Source organism: Schumannella soli (assembly GCF_006517435.1).
Lineage (GTDB): Bacteria > Actinomycetota > Actinomycetes > Actinomycetales > Microbacteriaceae > Schumannella > Schumannella soli.
Genome location: NZ_VHQG01000001.1, coordinates 247983 through 265257 on the forward strand (window position 1 = coordinate 247983; position 17275 = coordinate 265257).

Below are 17275 nucleotides of genomic sequence, written 5' to 3' on the forward strand. Positions count from 1 at the left end.
GCGCTCTGCCCCGCGGCCGAGGCCGCCGCAGCAGCCGCAGCCGCCTTGGCGCGCGGCGACGCCGCGCGCATCGCCGCGATCCCGGTGAGACCGGACTCCGTGGGCGGCACGTCGCCCGACGAGCCCGCCGAAGCCGACGTGCCGGCCGAACCGCCAGGGCCCGATGCGGAGCCGGAGGCCGAACCCGATGCGAGGGCCCCCGACGCCGGTGCCGCACCCGACGCCCCCGACCCGGTCGCATCCGCGATGCCGACCCGGCGCTCGAGACGCTCGACGCGCGCCAGCGCCCCGCGCTCGGTCGCGTCGGCGGCCGGCACGAGCAGGCGGGCGAGCAGCAGCTCGAGGTGCAGGCGCGGCGAGGTGGCGCCCGACATCTCGGTCAGGGCGCTGTTCGCGATGTCGGCGGCACGCGACAGGGCCGCGGTGCCGAAGGCGCCAGCCTGGCGGCCCATGTGCTCGAGCTCGTCGGCGGGCACGCCGCGCAGCACGGCCGCGGCGCCCTCGCGGGTCGCCGCGACGACGATGAGGTCGCGCAGGCGCTCGAGCAGGTCTTCGACGAAGCGGCGCGGGTCCTGACCGGTCTGGATGACGCGGTCGACCCCGGCGAAGGCGCCCGGTGCGTCGGCGACGGCCAGGGCATCCACGATCTCGTCGAGCAGCGCGCCGTGGGTGAAGCCGAGCAGCGCGACGGCGCGCTCGTACTGCACGAGGGCGCCCTCGCTGCCCGCGATGAGCTGGTCGAGCAGGGAGAGGGTGTCGCGCACCGAGCCGCCGCCGGCCCGCACGACGAGCGGCAGCACGCCGGGCTGCACCTCGACGCCCTCGCTCTCGCACAGCTGCTGCAGGTAGTCGAGCATCGTCGCCGGGGGCACGAGCCGGAACGGGTAGTGGTGGGTGCGCGAGCGGATCGTGCCGATGACCTTCTCGGGCTCGGTCGTCGCGAAGATGAACTTGACGTGCTCCGGCGGCTCTTCGACGAGCTTGAGCAGGGCGTTGAAGCCGGCGCTCGTGACCATGTGGGCCTCGTCGAGGATGAAGATCTTGAAGCGGTCGCGGGCCGGCGCGAAGGCGGCGCGGTCGCGCAGGTCGCGGGCGTCGTCGACGCCGTTGTGGCTGGCCGCGTCGATCTCGATCACGTCGAGCGATCCGCCGCCGCCGCGGGCGAGCTCGACGCAGCTCGGGCACACGCCGCAGGGGGTGTCGGTGGGGCCCTCGACGCAGTTGAGGCAGCGGGCGAGGATGCGCGCGCTCGTGGTCTTGCCGCAGCCGCGCGGGCCGCTGAAGAGGTAGGCGTGGTTGACCCGGTCGGTGCGCAGCGCGGTGCGCAGCGGATCGGTCACCTGCGACTGCCCGATCAGCTCGGCGAAGTTCTCCGGTCGGTACCGGCGATACAGGGCTGTGACCACCCGCACAGACTACCCGCGACCACCGACGCCGACCGGCCCGGCGGAGGGCCGCATCCGCCCTCGCGCGCGTCGCGCCGGCGCCCGTCGACGCGACGCAGACGACCGGCGCGGACGACCGCTGAAAGAGGGGATGCGATCGTCCGCGCCGGAAGTGCCTGTTCAGTCATGAGGGAGATAGAGCTCGAGTGCCGGGCCACCCGGTGGCGAGAGGCCGGCGAAGCGGGGGAGCCCACCCGAAGGGCTCCCCCGCCCGGTCACCGTGCGGAGAACCGCCGGCGGCGTGCACCGCGGAGGAGGAGGGCTGCACCCGCGAACAGCATCGCGAGAGCCCCGAATACCCACCGACCTCCATCGGTGCCGGTGGCCGCGAGGCCACCGCTTCCGGCGGCGCTGGACGACGGACCCGAACCGTCGCCCGGCGTGCCGGGGTCTGCTGCGACGTAGACCATCTCCCAGGGGAGCGATCCGCCGGTCGCGGTGAGGATGCGCACCTGCACGCGGCCGGGCGCGTGCGGCGGGGCGATGACCTCGATGGTGTTGTCGTCGATGACGGTGAAGCCCGAGCCGAGCACGCCGTCGAAGGTGACGCCGGTCGCGTTCGCGAAGTTGCGTCCGAAGATGCGGATGCGCACACCGCCGGTGGGCAGCTGATCGTGGCTGACGTCGGTGACGATCGGGTCGTTCGGTCCGACGTAGCCGTAGCCGTCGGTGACGGTGACGTCGCCCTTCGGGTTGCGGACGACGATGTTGATGTTGCCGGGAGCGTGCGGCGGCGCGACGACGGTGACGGTGCTGTCGTCGACGACGGTCACGTTCGTGCCCGGGGTGCCGCCGAATTCGACGCCGGTGGTGCCGGTGAGGCCGGTGCCGCCGAGGGTGACGGTGGTGCCGCCCGCGGCAGGACCGGCGCTCGGCGAGACGGTGCCGACGCTGGGGGCGACCCCGGCGAAGGTGAACCCGCCGACGCTGGTGAGCGTCACGGTCGGCAGCGTCACGACCACGTCGGCGGCGCCGGGCGCGTGGGCCGGGTTGACGACGGTGATGGTGTTCGCGTCCACGACGGTGAGTCCGGTGGCGGGGGTGCCGCCGATTGTCACCGCGGTGGCGGAGCCGACCGAGGGGCCGCTGATCGTGACGACGGTGCCGCCGTCGGCCGGGCCCGCGTTCGGCGAGACCGACTGGATGCTGGGCGCCGCGGCCACGTAGGTGAAGCCGCCGGGCACGGTCGCGGTGCCGTCGGGGTGCTGCACGAGCACGGGCACGCTGCCGGTCGCGTGGGCCGGCGCCGCGACGGTGATCGTGGTGTCGTTCACGACGGTGAACGAGCCGCCGGCCACGCCGTCGAAGGTGACTCCGGTCGCGCCGGTGAAGCCGGTCCCGGTGATCGTGACGGTGGTGCCGCCCGCGGTGCCACCCGTGGTGGGCGTCAGCGAGGTCGCGGTCGGCGGCACCGGGGCTCCGGTGTAGGTGTATCCGCCGGTCGAGGTGAGCGTCGTGCTCGGCAGGGTGACGACCACGTCGACGGCTCCGGCGGAGTGCGCCGGGGCGGTGACGGTGACGGAGTCCGCGCCGTTCGAGACCAGGGCGGTGCCGGCGGCGCCGCCGAAGGTCACGCCGGTGGCCGCGCCGATGCCGGGGCCGGTGATCGTGATGCTCGTTCCGCCCGCGGCGGGGCCGCTGTTCGGGGCGATGGTCTGGATGGATGCCGGCGGCGCGGTGTAGGTGAAGCCGCCGGGCACGGTCGCGTCGCCGTTCGGGTGCTGCACGATCACGGGCGCGTTCCCGGCGGTACCGGCGGGCGTGGTGACCGTGATGGTCGTGTCGTTCGTCACGGTGAACGAGGTGCCGGCGGTGCCGCCGAAGGTGACCCCGGTGGCGCCGGTGAAGCCGGTGCCGTCCACGACGACGGTGGTGCCGCCGGCCGTGGCGCCGCTGCTCGGGTCGAGCCCGGTGGCGGTGGGCGCGACGGGGGCGCCCGTGTAGGTGAAGCCGCCCGTGGAGGTCAGCGGCCCGGTCGGCAGGGTGACCACCACATCCACCGCACCGGCGGAGTGCGCGGGCGCGGTGACGGTGATGCTGTCCGCGTCGCCGTCGAGGTTCGTGCCCGGGGTGCCGCCGAAGGTGACCCCCGTCGCCTGGCCGATGCCGGGGCCGGTGATGGTGACGGTGGTGCCGCCGGCTGCGGGGCCGCTGTTCGGCGTGATCGCGGTGATCGACGGCGCGGTGCCGGTGTAGGTGAAGCCGCCCGGAACGGTCGCGGTGCCGTTCGGGTGCTGCACGACGACCGGGACGTCACCTGCCGTTCCGGCGGGCGAGGTCACGACGATCGTGGTGTCGTTCGTCACCGAGAACGAGGTTCCCGGCGTGCCGTCGAAGGTGACGCCGGTGGCGCCGGTGAAGCCGGTGCCGGTGATCGTCGTCGTCGTGCCGCCGGCCGTGCTGCCGGTGGCCGGGGCGATCGAGCTCGCGGTGGGTGCGGTCGGCGCTCCCGTGTAGGTGAACCCGGCCGTCTTCGTCAGCGTGGCGGTCGGCAGGGTGACCACGACATCCACCGCTCCGGCGGAGTGCGCCGGGGTGTGCACGGTGATCGTGTCGGCGTCGACGCGCACCAGCTGCGTGCCGGACAGGCCGCCGAAGGTGACGCCGGTGGCGTCGCCGAGTCCGGATCCGCTGATCGTCACCGTGGTGTCGCCGGCGGCCGGTCCGCTGTTCGGCGTGATCGTGTCGATCGCAGCCGGCGGGGCGACGTAGGTGAAGGAGCCCGGGACCGCGACGTTCCCGTTCGGGTGCTGCACCTCGAGGCCGACGGGGCCGGCGGCGTGCGCCGGGCTCGTGACGGTGACGGTGGTGTCGTTCACGACCGTGGCCGGCTGCACGACGCCGTCGACGGCGATGCCGGTCGTGCCGGTCAGTCCGGTTCCGGTGATCGTGATGACCGTGCCGCCGGCGGTGCCGCCGCTGGCCGGTGCGAGGCCGGATGCGGTGGGCGGCACGGGCGTGCCGCCGGTGTAGGTGAAGCCGTCCGTCGAGGTCAGGGTCGTCGTCGGCAGGGTGACGACGACATCCACCGCTCCGGCCGCGTGGGCCGGGGTGACGACGCTGATGCTGTCGTCGCTGAGGCGGGTGACCGCTCCGGCGTCCGTGCCGCCGAAGCTGACGGCGGTCGCGGCGCCGAGGCCCGGACCGCTGATCGTCACCGCGGTGCCGCCGGCCGCGTCGCCCGTGTTCGGGGCGATCGTCTGGATCGACGGCGGGATGGCCGTGAAGGTGAAGGGATCGGCGAGGGTCACGTCGCCGTTGGGGTGCTGCACGACGACCGGCACGTCGCCGGCGGCGTGCGCCGGGGTGGTGACGGTGATGCTCGTGCCGTCGGCGCTGACCGAGAAGCCGACGCCGGCGGTGCCGCCGAAGGTGACGCCGGTCGAGCCGGTGAAGCCGGATCCGCTGATCGTGACGGTGGTGCCGCCCGTGGCCGATCCGCTCGTCGGCGTGAAGCCGCTCGCGGTCAGCGGGGCGGTGCTGATGAACGAGTAGGCGCCGGTCAGCGTGCTGTCGCCCGCTGGGTGCTGCACGACGACGTCGACGGTTCCGGCGGCGTGCGCCGGGGTGGTCGCGGTGATGTGCTCGGCGTCGACGACCGTGACGTTCGTCGCGGCGGTGCCGCCGATCGTCACGCCGGTGGCGCCGGTGAAGCCGGTTCCGGTGATCGTGACGGTCTGCTGGCCGGTGTCGGGGCCGGATGCGGGGCTCACGCCCGTCGCGGCGGCCGGCGGCAGGTAGGTGAAGCCGCCCGTGCTCGTCGTGCCGCCGAACGGCGTCGTGACGACCACGTCGACCGCGCCCTGCGCGTGGGCCGGGGCGACCGCGGTGATCTGCGTGTCGCTGTCGACGACGAAGCTCGTCGCGGCCACGCCGCCGAAGCTGACGGCGCCGGTGTCGGTCAGGCTCGAGCCGATGATCGTGACGCTCGTGCCGCCCGCGGTGGGCCCGCTGGCCGGGGTGAGCCCGACGATCTCGGGGCCGGGGCGGAAGCTGTAGCCGTTCGCCTGGGTGGCCGTGCCTCCCGGTGCGGTGACGACGACATCCACCGCGCCCGCGGCGTGCGCCGGGGTGACCGCGCTGATCTGGGTGTCGCTGACGACGGTGTAGCTCGCGGCGGGGGTTCCGCCGAAGGTCACCGCGCCCGACCCGGTCGTGCCGGTGAATCCGGTTCCGGTGATCGTGACGGTCGTGCCGCCGCCGGTCGGGCCGGAGACCGGCGTGAGCGAGCCGATGGTCGGCTGCGGCGCCGGCTGCAGGAAGGTGAAGCCGCCGGCGAGGGTGAGCGAGGTGCCGCCCGGCGTGGTCACGGTGACCCCGACCGCGCCGGCCGCGTGGGCCGGGGTGGTGACGTCGATCGTGTCCGCGTCGACGCGGGTGATCGAGGTGCCCGCGCTGCCGCCGAAGGAGACGGCGGTCGCGTCGCCGAGCGCCGTGCCGGTCACGCGCACGACCTCGCCGCCCTCGGTGGAACCGGTGTTCGGGGTCAGCGCGCCGATGACGGGCGTCGCGACGGTGTAGGTGAAGGCGAGCGGAGCCGACGCGCCGTCGGGGTGCTGCACCACGACCGCGACCGGGCCGGCCGCGTGGGCGGGCGAGGCGACGGTGATCTGGGTGTCGCTGACGACGGTGAACGAGGTGCCCGCGACGCCGCCGAAGGTAACGCCGGTGGCAGCGCTGAAGCCGGTGCCCGTGATCGTGACGTTCGTGCCGCCGGCGGTGGGGCCGGTGAGCGGCGTCAGGCCCGCGGCGGTCGGCGCCTGCGGGTCGCGGAACAGGAAGCCGTCGGCGATCGTGACGTCGCCGGCCGGGTCGCGCAGCACCAGGTCCACCGAGCCGGCTGCGTGCAGCGGGCTCGTGACCACGATCTGGGTCGCGGTCGTGCTGACGATCGTGCCGTTCGTCGTGCCGAACTGCACGGCGGTGACGCCGTCGAGGTCGGTTCCGGTGATCGTCACGTCGGTTCCGCCGGCGGTCGGGCCGGTGACGGGCGTGTGCGTCACCACGACGGGCGCGCCGTCGGGGATGAACGTGAAGCCGCGGGTGACGTCGCCGCCGGGCGCCTGCACGATCAGATCGACGAGCCCCGGAGCGTGGGCGGGCGTCGTGACGGTCACCTGGGTCGGGGTGACGACGAGACCCGTGCCGGCGGTGCCGCCGAAGGTCACGCCGGTGGTGCCGCCGAGGTCGGTGCCCGTGATGGTCACGACGGTCCCGCCGAGCTGCGTGCCGCTCGCCGGCGCGACGGTCGTCACGTTCGGCACGGCCGGGGGCTGGAAGGTGAAGGCGCCGGTGAGCGTGGCGTCGCCGCTCGGGTGCTGCACCACCACATCCACCGGGCCCGCCGCGTGGGCCGGTGCGGTGACCGTGATCTGCGTGGGCGAGACGACCGTGAACGCGGTTCCGGCGGTGCCGCCGAAGGTCACGCCGGTCGCGCCGGTGAAGCCGGTGCCGGTGATCGTCGTCGCCGTGCCGCCGGCGGTCGGGCCGACGACCGGATCGATCGAGGCCTCGGTCGGTGCGGGCGGCGGCGTGTACGTGTAGCCGCCGTCGATCGTCGTGTCGCCGTTGGGGTGCTGGATGACGATGCTCACCTGGCCGGGCGTGCGGGCCGCGGTGGTGGCGCGCAGCGCCGTGTCGCTGATGACCTGCACCCCGGTGGCGGGCACGCCCCCGAACTGCACACCGGTGGCGCCGGTGAAGCCGGTTCCGGTGAAGAGCACCGTGGTGCCGCCCGTGCTCGGGCCCTGCTGCGGCGTGTAGCTCGTCACGGCCGGCTTCTGCGGGGCGATGTAGCTGTACGCGCCGACCGCGGTGGCGTCGCCGCCGACGGCCGCGGTGCCGTGCACGACGACGTTCGCCGGGCCGGTCGCGCCGGCCGGGGTGGTCGCCGTGATGCGCGTGTCGCTGACGACGGTCACGTTCGTCGCCGGGGTGCCGCCGATGTCGACACCCGTCGCGCCGGTGAAGGCGCGGCCGTCGATCGTGATCGGGGTGCCGCCCGCGGCAGGACCGGAAGCGGGGGTCACGGTCGTGATCGCGATGACCGGGTCGTAGACGTAGGGGCTAGTGCCCGAGGTGCCCACGGCGGTCGTGACGGCGACGCCGACGGTCGCCGCGGTGTGCGGCGGGGCCGTGGCGGTGACGACGGTTCCGGCGAGGTTGACCGAGACCGAGGTCGCGGGGATGCCGTCGAAGGTGACGCCGGTGGTCCCGGTGACGCCGAGGTTCACGCCGCCGATCGTGACGACCGTGCCGCCCGTCTCCGGTCCGTGGTTCGGGGTGATGGTCGCGATGGCCGGCGTCAGCGGCAGCGGGTTCGCGTAGGTGAAGCCGCCGGGCAGGGTCGCGGTCGTGCCGCAGGAGGCGGCGCTGGTGACCCCGACATCCACCGTTCCGGCGATGTGGGCCGGCGTGGTGACGGTAAGCTGCTGGGCGGAGTCGCGGCTGACGATCGTGCCGGCAGTGCCGCCGAAGGTCACGCCGGTGACGGTGTCGAGGCACGAGCCGGTGAGGATCACCGTGGTGCCACCCGCGAGCGGACCGGTGTTCGGCACCGCCGAGGTCAGCGCCAGCGCGGGCACGTAGGTGAAGCTGCCGGGCAGCGAGGCGCCCGCCGCCGTGGTGACGATCACGGGAACGGCACCCGCGACGTGGTACGGCGTCTTGACGGTGATCTGGGTGTCGGTGACCGACTGGATGATGCCGGGCGTGCCGCCGAAGGTCGCGCCGGTCGCTCCGGTGAATCCGGCGCCCGTGATCGTGACGACGGTGCCGCCGGCCTCCGGGCCGCTGGACGGACTGATCCCGTCGACACGGGGCGCGACCGCCTTGGCGTTGCCGTCGACGGCCCCGCCGACCTCGCCGTTCGCGAGGTTGAGCGTGAGCACGTCGCCGCCGCCGGCGGAGAAGTTGAGCAGGCGCAGCTGCAGCGCGGTCTCGCTGAACGGGCGGCCGGCCTGCGCGGGTGACGGGCTCTGCACGTTGGCGCGCAGCGACAGCACCGTGTTCACGAGGGCGAGCACGGGCTGCAGGGTGTTCGTGACCGGGGTGATGAGCAGCGGCCGCAGGGCCGTGATGGCGGTGTTCACGCTGCCGGTCGTCTGCGTCAGCAGGGTGCCGAGCGTGCCGGTGAGGAGCCCGACGACCTGGCCGACCGAGAGCGTCAGGCCGACGGCGGTGACCTTGACCGCGGTGGGAGCGTAGGTGCCGTCGAGCAGCTGGCCGAGCGGCGCGGCCACGTTGACCGTGATCGCCGGCGTGCCCGCGACCGCGATCTGCACGTTCAGGTTCACAGCGGCGGAGCGGATCGCGGTGATGAGGTTCGCCTGCAGCTGGTCGACCGCCGAGCCGACGAGCGTGAGCACCGATCCCGAGATCGCCTGCAGCGCCTGCGCCGACAGGATCTCGGTGTTCGGGTCGAGGTTGTTGAGTCCGCCGTTGATCTTCGACAGGTCGGCGGTGATCTCGCCGGTCGTCAGGTTGATGCTCACGCTGCCGTCGGAGGTGGTGAGCGTCTGCGGCAGGGTCACCGACGTCAGATCGACGGTGATCGAGGAGTTGTTCGTCGCTGCCGGAGTGCTGATCAGCCCGGGCAACACGTTGAGCAGCCCCTTGAGGCTGTTCTGGGTGTTCGTCAGCAGGGTGCCGGCGCCGGTCGTCAGCTGGCCCTGCACGGTGGTCTGCAGCGCGCTCACGCGCGGGGTGACGATGCTGTTGAGACTCTTGAGCGTGTTGCTCGTGAGGCGGAGCTTGCCGCCGGCGATCTCGTACTTGCCGACCGGCGTGCCGCCCTGGCTGCTCGAGGCGCTCGCGCTGAGGGCGCCGAGGTCGAGGTGCGCATCCGCCAGCTCGCCGGTGAGCTGAGCACCGAGGATGTCGTGCAGATCGAAGGTGAGGTTGCCGGGCACCTGACTGGGGGGAACGGTGCCGACGCCGATCACGCCGTCGTTGCCGACGAGGCCGGAGGCGCCGACCGAGCTGGCGTCGGGGTCGGACCTCGCGTAGGAGGAGAGCGCGCCGGCGTTGGTCAGATGCACCGGGATGCCCAGGTTGCCCGGCAGCGAGATGGTGAACCCGTTCAACACCGACGCGTTGAGGTTGTGCCGGTCGATCTGCGTCGCCGTCGTCCCCAGGTTCTGCGTCGCCGAGGTGTTGAGCGCGCCGTCGATAGCGCTGACCAGCGAACCCGAGAGGAAGGTGCCGCTCGCGCTGGAGCGGTCGCCAGGGCTGGCGTCGCTCGGGGCGATGCCGACGAGGAAGACCCCCGTCATCACCGCCGCGACGAGAGCCAGCCCCCGGCTCCCCCACGTGCTGAACTTCTCGGCGCGCGTCGGCGCCATCGTCATTTCCCCCATGTCACACATCCCCGTGTCCTGATCCGACTAGACGGAGATCGAACTCGGGTGGTTGGTCCGGGTTTCGGGTTCCCCGTCGGGTGACTGTGTTTCAGATTACGCGCGCACTGCTCGTTTTCAACCCCCCGTCGGACTCGGTCGGGCATCCCCCGGTCGCACCGAGGCGGTCGGAATCGGGCAAACGGGGGCGCCAAACGGACATCGTCCGGTCGGAAACAGACTCCGCTCCCCGAAAAGACGGGCGAGACGACAGTGCCGGCGCGTGCCGGACGGCCGGCGTCGGCACCGCACGGCGACGATTCCGCGGGCCCGGGCGCGTCCCGACGCGCCCCGGGGGGATTGCGCCCGGCGTGAAGCCGGGCTATGTGCGGGCGCGGTCAACAGGAGGTACGGCCCGGGAACGAGGGATCCGTGCGCGCCCGCTAGACTGAGGCCCGGCTCCCCGCGTGGCGCCATCCAGGCCAACTCCCCCAGGGCGGAAACGCAGCAAGGGTAACCGGGCTCTGGCGGGTGCGCGGGGGGTCCTTTTTTGTGCCCGGTGGATGCCGTCTCCGCCCGCGCGTTCCTCCTCGCCGCCTGAGCGATCGGGCGCGCCCCGGCACCCGGCACCCCGGATGCGATGGACTGGACCCATGGACATCGCGATCGCGGGCGGTCACGGCAAGATCGCCCTTCTGCTCTCTTCTCTGCTCAGCGCCGACGGGCACCGCGTGCGCGGGCTCGTGCGCAACCCGGATCATGGCGACGATCTGCGCGCCGTCGGCGCCGAAGCGGTCGTGCTCGATCTCGAGACCGCCGACGACGCGGAGGTCGCCGAGGCGATCAACGGCGCCGACGCCGTCGTCTTCGCGGCCGGCGCCGGGCCGGGCAGCACCGCCGAGCGCAAGCTGACCCTCGACCGCAACGGCGCGATCCTGCTCGCGGATGCGGCCGTGCAGGCGGGCGTGCGCCGATACCTGCTCGTCTCGGCGATGAACGCCGACGCCTTCGACCCCGACTCGGACGACGTGTTCCAGATCTACCTGCGGGCGAAGAGCGAAGCGGATGCGGCCGTGCGCGAGCGCGACCTCGACTGGACGATCGTGCGCCCCGGCGGTCTGCGCGACGACGCCGGCACCGGATCCGTCAGCGCGGCCCCCGAGCTGCCGCGGGGCGACATCCCCCGCGCCGACGTGGCCGCCGTGCTCGCGGAGCTGCTGCGCTCGGGCGGCGCCGTGCGCACGCAGTTCGACCTCACGACCGGTGGGACCCCGATCGCGGAGGCCGTCGCGGCGCTCTGAGGGTCGACGCGAGTCGGCGCTGCTCAGCCCGCGCGCTGATCGACCCGAGAGCGCCGATCAGCCGGCGAGGGCGAGCGCCTGCTTGGCGATCTCGAGCTCTTCGTCGGTGGGGATGACGAGCACCTCGACCGGCTGCCGGTCGGGCGAGATGCGGCGTTCGGCGCGCGAATCGAGTTCGTTGCGGTCGTCGTCGATACGGATGCCGAGGAACTCGAGCCCCGTCATCGTGCGGCGGCGCAGCAGCGGATTGTTCTCGCCGATGCCGGCCGTGAACACGACGACGTCGACCCCGCCGAGGATCGCCGCGTAGGCGCCGACGTAGTGCTTCACCCGGTGCCGCCAGATAGCGAGCGCCTGCTCGGCGTGCGGCTCGCTCTCGGCGGCGGCGCGCTGCACGTCGCGCATGTCGCCCGTGCCGGTGAGGCCGAGGAGTCCGCTGCGCTTGTTGAGCAGCGCATCGAGCTCACCGAGGTCGAGGTCGGCGACGCGGCCGAGGTAGGGCACGATCGCCGGGTCGAGGTCGCCCGAGCGCGTGCCCATGACCAGTCCCTCGAGCGGCGTGAGGCCCATCGAGGTGTCGACGCTGCGGCCGCCGTCGACCGCGGTGATGCTCGCGCCGTTGCCGAGGTGCAGCACGATCTGCTTCAGCTCGCCGAGCGGTCGGCCGAGGAACGCGGCCGCCCGCTCGGTCACGTACTTGACGCTCGTGCCGTGGAATCCGTAGCGCCGCACCGCGTGCCGATCCGCCAGCTCGCGATCGATCGCGTATCTCCATGCCTCTTCCGGCATGGACTGGTGGAATGCGGTGTCGAAGACGGCCACGTGCGGCACATCGGGGAAGGCGGCACGGGCCGCGCGGATGCCGTCGAGGTTCGCCGGGTTGTGCAGCGGAGCGAGTTCGTTGAGCTTCTCGATCTCGGCGATCACGGCGTCGTCGACGACGACCGCGCGATCGAATCGGGCGCCGCCGTGCACGACGCGATGGCCGACCGCGGCGACCTCGGCATCGGGGCCGAGACGCTCGAGCACGATGCGCATCCCTTCGTCGTGGTTCGCGGCGTCACCACCCGGCTCGCCCAGTCGTTGCAGCGTTCCCGAGAGGATCGTCTCGCCGGCGACCGGGTCGACGAGCTGGTACTTGATGGATGACGAACCGGAGTTGACGACGAAGACGCGGCTCACTGAGCACTCCCCTGGGCCTGGATCGCGGTGATCGCGACCGTGTTGACGATGTCGCGCACGAGGGCTCCGCGCGAGAGGTCGTTGATGGGCTTGTTGAGGCCCTGCAGCACGGGCCCGATCGCGACCGCGCCGGCGCTGCGCTGCACGGCCTTGTAGGTGTTGTTGCCTGTATTCAGATCGGGGAATACGAAGACCGTCGCGCGCCCGGCGACGGCCGAATCCGGCATCTTCGCGGCCGCCACCGTGGGGTCGGCGGCGGCGTCGTACTGGATGGGTCCCTCGACCAGGAGGTGCTCGGCGCGCTCGCGCACGAGCGCGGTCGCGGCGCGCACCTTGTCGACGTCGGCGCCCGATCCCGACTCCCCCGTCGAGTAGCTCAGCATCGCCACGCGCGGGTCGATGCCGAACTGCCGGGCCGTCGCCGCCGAGCTGACGGCGATGTCGGCGAGCTGCTCGGAGGTGGGGTCGGGGATGACCGCGCAGTCGCCGTAGACGAGCACCCGATCGGCGAGCGCCATGAGGAACACGCTCGAGACGACGGAGACGCCGGGCTTGGTCTTGATGATCTCGAAGGCGGGCCGGATGGTGTGCGCCGTCGTGTGCTTCGCACCCGACACCATCCCGTCGGCGAGCCCGAGGTGCACCATCATCGTGCCGAAGTAGCTGACGTCGGTGACCGTGTCGGCGGCCTGGCCGACGGTGATGCCCTTGTGGGCGCGCACGCGCGCGTACTCCTCGGCGAAGCGCTGCCGCAGCTGCTCGTCGAAGGGGCTGATGACGGCCGCGTCGCGCAGGTCGACGCCGAGCTCGGCCGCCCGAGCGCGGACGGTCGCTTCCTCGCCGAGGATCGTCAGCTGCGCGGTCCCGCGCTGCAGCAGCGTTCCCGCGGCCTGCAGCACACGGTCGTCGTCACCCTCGGGCAGCACGATGTGCTGGCGATCGGCCCGCGCCCGGTCGAGCAGGCCGTGCTCGAACATGAGCGGCGTCACCGCCGACGGCGGCGCCAGGTCGAGGCGCGAGGCGAGCGCCTCGCCGTCGACGCTGCGCTCGAACAGGGCGAGCGCCGCATCCTGCTTGCGCGGGGAGTCCGCGGCGAGACGGCCGCGGGTGCGGGTGATGCCGACCGCCGTGTCGAAGGTGCCGGTGTCGACCGCGGCGACCGGAAGGGGCGAGCCGAGGCCGTCGAGCAGGCGGGTGATCGATGCGGCGGGCTCGAAGCCGCCGTTGAGCAGCACGCCCGCGAGCGACGGGAAGGTGTCGGAGGCGTGGGCGAGGATCGTGCCGAGCAGCACATCCGAGCGGTCCCCCGGAACCACGACGACGGCGCCCTCGAGCAGGCGCGGCAGCACGTTCTCGAGCGACATGGCCGCGATCACGGTGCCGAGCACCTCGCGGTCGAGCAGAGCGTCGTCGCCGCGGATGAGCCGCGCATCCAGCGACTCGACCAGGGTGCGGAACGACGGCGCGACGAGCAGCGGATCTTCGGGGATCGCCCAGACCGGGATGTCGCTCGCGCCAGGCCTGCCGGCGCCCGCCGCTGCTCCCGCTCCGGCGACGACCGCGCCGTGCTCGGCCGCCTCGACCGCGGCGACGATCTCGTTCAGCTGATCGGGATCGGCGCGGTTCACGACGACAGCCAGCAGCCCGGCATGCTCGGCGCGCAACTCGGCGCGGGTGACCTCGGCGACCTGACGCAGCTCGGCCGGAGTGCGCGCGGCCGTGCCGTCCTGTCCGCGGCCGCCGAGCACGAGCAGCACCGGCGCGCCGAGGTTCGCTGCGACGCGCGCATTGAAGCTCAGCTCGGTCGGGCTGCCGATGTCGGTGTAGTCGCTGCCGACGATCACGACCACGTCGCTCGCCGCCTCCACCGCGGCGAAGCGCGTGACGATCTCGTCGAGCGCCCCGTCGGGATCGTTGTGCACGCGCTCGTAGGTCGTGCCGACGCAGGTGTCGTAGTCGAGGTCGGCCGTCGAGTGGGCGAGCAGCAGCTCGAGCACGTAGTCGCGCTCCTGCGTCGTGCGGGCCACCGGCCGGAACACGCCGACGCGCGTGGCGCGACGTTGCAGCAACTCGACGACGCCGAGGGCGACGGTCGACTTGCCGGTGTGACCTTCTGCTGAGGCGATGAAGATGCGAGTCGTCACGCCCTCCAGCGTAGGAGTGAGGATGACCTCACGACCTGGGAATCGGTGCGGGTTCGGAGGGTCGGATGCGCCGTCGCCGCGCGCCGCGAGACGGCGGCGCACGCCCACGGACGGCGGCGCCCCGAATGCCCGGTAGGATGGGCGACGGCTTCGCCTCGGCGAGTGCCAGGAGGATTCGCCTAGTGGCCTATGGCGCACGCTTGGAAAGCGTGTTGGGTGAAAGCCCTCGGGGGTTCGAATCCCCCATCCTCCGCAATTGAGAAGCGCGGCTCCGATCGGAGCCGCGCTTCTTACGTTCCGCGCCCGGCGTTCTCCGAGCATCCTGATTTACGGTCGTCGCATGGACGACTGCCATAGACCCAGCCCGCCCATCCGCGTCGCCGACGGAGGTGACGCGTGCCCGAGTGGCTCGGCCTGATCCTCGGCACCCTGCTCACCGTCGGAACCGGCGTCTTCGTCGCGAGCGAGTTCGCCCTGGTGAACCTCGACCGCCACGAGCTCGAGGGCCGGCGCGACCGCGGTGAGAAGCGTCTCGCGCCGGTGATCGGCGCCCTGCGCATCACCTCGACCCACCTCTCGGGCGCCCAGCTCGGCATCACGCTGACGACCCTGCTGGCCGGCTTCACCTTCGAGCCCGCGATCAGCAGCCTGCTGCGCGGTCCGCTCACTGGACTCGGCATCCCGGATGCGGTGGTGCCCGGCGTGGGCGCGGTCGTCGCGATCGTGCTGGCGACGCTGTTCTCGATGATCCTCGGCGAGCTCGTGCCGAAGAACTTCGCGCTCGCGCTCCCCCGCCAGACGGCGAAGGTCGTCGTGCCGCTGCAGGTCGTGTTCACGACCGTGTTCCGGCCGGTGATCGCGCTGTGCAACGGCACCGCGAACGCGATCATCCGCCGCATGGGGATCGAGCCCCAGGAGGAGCTGTCGGGGGCGCGCACGGCCGAGGAGCTCGGCTTCCTCGTGCGGCGGTCCGCCGTCGAGGGCACCCTCGACCCCGACCACGCGACTCTGCTCGACCGCACCCTGCGCTTCGCCCAGCACGACGTCGCCGACGCGCTGACCCCGCGGGTGCGGATGGTGACGGTCGCCGCCGCCGACTCGGCCGACGCCGTGATCGCCGCCTCGCTCGCCTCCGGCCACTCGCGGTTCCCGGTGACGGGCGCCGACCGCGACGACATCGTCGGGCTCGTGCACGTGAAGCAGGCGTTCCGCCTCGACCCGGCCGACCGCGCCGGCGTGACCGCGGGCGAGCTCGCGACGCAGGCGCTGATCGTGCCCGAGACGGCCGCCGTCGACGGCGTGCTGCAGACCCTGCGCCGCTCGGGCGGGCAGCTCGCGATCGTGCTCGACGAGCACGGCGGCACCGCCGGACTCGTGACGCTCGAAGACCTCATCGAAGAGCTGGTAGGCGAGCTGCGCGACGAGCACGATCGCATCCGCCAGGCCGTCGTGCGCGACGGTGCGGCCTGGATGCTCGACGCGGGCCTGCGCCCCGACGAGCTGCGTCAGCTCACCACGACGGGCAGCGGCGCCGCCGCGGTCGTTCCCGAGGGCGACGACTACGACACGGTCGGCGGGTTGGTGCTCGACCGGCTGGAGCGGGTGCCCGAGGTCGGCGACACGGTCGAGCTCGAGCACGGCACCCTCACGGTGGCGCGGATGGACGGGGTACGCGTCACGCGCCTGCGCTGGACGCCCGGGGCCGAGAGCACCGACGCCGAGCGACCGGAGGCCGCATCCGCCGACGCGGATGCCCGCGACCGACAGGAGGTGAGCGCTCATGGCGAGCAGTGACATCGCCGGCCTGATCTGGCTGTTCGTGCTGCTGATCGTGAACGGTTTCTTCGTCGGCGCCGAGTTCGCCGTCATCTCGGTGAAGCGCTCCCAGATCGAGCCGCGTGCCGCCGCCGGCAGCCGGGCCGCGAAGACGACGCTATGGGCGATGGAGCACGCGACGCTCATGCTGGCGACGAGCCAGCTGGGCATCACGGTCTGCTCGCTCGTGATCCTCAACGTCAGCGAGCCGGCCATCAAGCACCTGCTCGAGGTGCCGCTCGGCGCGACCGCGCTCAGCGGCGACGCGATCGCGGTGATCGCCTTCGTGGTCGCGCTGCTCGCGGTCACCTTCCTGCACGTCGTGTTCGGCGAGATGATCCCCAAGAACCTCGCGTTCTCGGTTCCGGATCGCGTCGCGCTGCTGCTCGCGCCGCCGCTCGTGCTCGTCGCGCGCATCCTGCTTCCCGTCATCGGGTCGCTGAACTGGCTCGCGAACGGCATCCTGCGGCTGTTCAAGGTGCAGCCGAAGGACGAGGCGACGAGCGCGTTCACGCTCGACGAGGTCGCCGGCATCGTCGCGGTGTCGACCCGCGAGGGCGTGCTCGACGACCGCTCGGGCGCACTGCAGGCGGCGTTCGAGTTCACCGACAAGCGGGTGCGCGACATCGAGGTGCCGACCGATCGGATGCGCACGCTGGCTCGCGACGCGACGCCCGCCGACGTGCGGGCCGCGGTGGCGGAGACCGGCTGGTCGCGCTTCGTGCTGACCGACACGGATGCGTCAGGTACCGCCGAGCCCGTCGCCGCCGAGCCCATCGCGTACTTGCACCTCAAGGACGTGCTCGACCTGACGGGCGCCGCGGATGCGGAGCCGGTTCCGGGGAAGCGGATGCGCCGCCTCGTCACGCTCTCGCGCGACGCCGAGCTCGAGGACGCCCTCGACCGGATGCGCCGCGACGGCGTGCACGTCGCGCGCACGGCCGACGCCCAGGGGCGCATCCACGGCGCGGTGTTCCTCGAGGACATCCTCGAGGAGCTCGTCGGCGAGATCGACGACAGTGCGCACGCGGTGGCCTGACTCGAGCAGGATC

At 72.9% G+C, this 17275-nt stretch carries 7 protein-coding genes, 1 tRNA gene and 1 other RNA gene; 5 read left to right on the forward strand and 4 right to left on the reverse strand.

The genetic code is table 11. The annotated features are described in order from the left end of the window. Together FJ657_RS17255 and FJ657_RS01135 are read right to left on the reverse strand one after the other, a co-directional pair. Positions 1-1406, reverse strand: a 1406-nt coding sequence (locus tag FJ657_RS17255; RefSeq protein ID WP_255447065.1) for a DNA polymerase III subunit gamma and tau, incomplete at its 3' end; no start/stop codon positions are given. 254 nt (positions 1407-1660) lie between these two features. Beyond that, complete coding sequence (locus FJ657_RS01135) at positions 1661-9787, reverse strand: IPT/TIG domain-containing protein (RefSeq protein ID WP_181408820.1); 8127 nt, start codon at positions 9785-9787, stop codon at positions 1661-1663. Between the two features lie 448 nt (positions 9788-10235). Between FJ657_RS01135 and ffs the strand changes: the two genes are divergently transcribed. Continuing rightward, positions 10236-10332, forward strand: an RNA gene (gene ffs, locus FJ657_RS01140) — signal recognition particle sRNA small type. A gap of 102 nt (positions 10333-10434) precedes the next feature. Continuing rightward, a complete protein-coding gene (locus FJ657_RS01145) occupies positions 10435-11082 on the forward strand; it encodes an SDR family oxidoreductase (RefSeq protein ID WP_141161863.1) in 648 nt (215 codons plus the stop codon). A 57-nt stretch (positions 11083-11139) separates the two neighbouring features. On the opposite strand, the gene FJ657_RS01150 is transcribed toward FJ657_RS01145, so the two are convergent. Beyond that, complete coding sequence (locus tag FJ657_RS01150) at positions 11140-12264, reverse strand: acetate/propionate family kinase (protein WP_141161864.1); 1125 nt, start codon at positions 12262-12264, stop codon at positions 11140-11142. Then, positions 12261-14408, reverse strand: coding sequence for a phosphate acetyltransferase (gene pta, locus FJ657_RS01155; protein ID WP_141161865.1), 2148 nt, complete (start codon positions 14406-14408; stop codon positions 12261-12263). Before pta ends, FJ657_RS01150 begins: the two co-directional genes overlap by 4 nt. A gap of 168 nt (positions 14409-14576) precedes the next feature. On the opposite strand from pta, the gene FJ657_RS01160 reads away from it, so the two are divergent. The 3 genes from FJ657_RS01160 (at position 14577) to FJ657_RS01170 (ending at position 17262) form a co-directional block, all read left to right on the forward strand. Beyond that, positions 14577-14661, forward strand: a tRNA-Ser gene (locus FJ657_RS01160). 143 nt (positions 14662-14804) lie between these two features. Next, on the forward strand, positions 14805-16202 hold the full coding sequence (locus FJ657_RS01165) for a hemolysin family protein (protein ID WP_141161866.1): 1398 nt from the start codon (positions 14805-14807) through the stop codon (positions 16200-16202). Continuing rightward, positions 16189-17262 carry a hemolysin family protein gene (locus tag FJ657_RS01170; protein WP_141161867.1) on the forward strand — a complete coding sequence of 358 codons (1074 nt, stop codon included), beginning with the start codon at positions 16189-16191 and terminating at the stop codon, positions 17260-17262. The genes FJ657_RS01165 and FJ657_RS01170 overlap by 14 nt, the downstream gene beginning before the upstream one ends. Positions 17263-17275 lie beyond the last annotated feature (13 nt).

What these genes read in the sequence shown, in the direction of transcription:
- FJ657_RS01145 (WP_141161863.1), top strand. Translation starts at nt 10,435, where the DNA reads ATGGACATCGCGATCGCGGGCGGTCACGGCAAGATCGCCCTTCTGCTC.
- FJ657_RS01135 (WP_181408820.1), bottom strand. Translation starts at nt 9,787, where the DNA reads ATGGCGCCGACGCGCGCCGAGAAGTTCAGCACGTGGGGGAGCCGGGGG.
- FJ657_RS01170 (WP_141161867.1), top strand. Translation starts at nt 16,189, where the DNA reads ATGGCGAGCAGTGACATCGCCGGCCTGATCTGGCTGTTCGTGCTGCTG.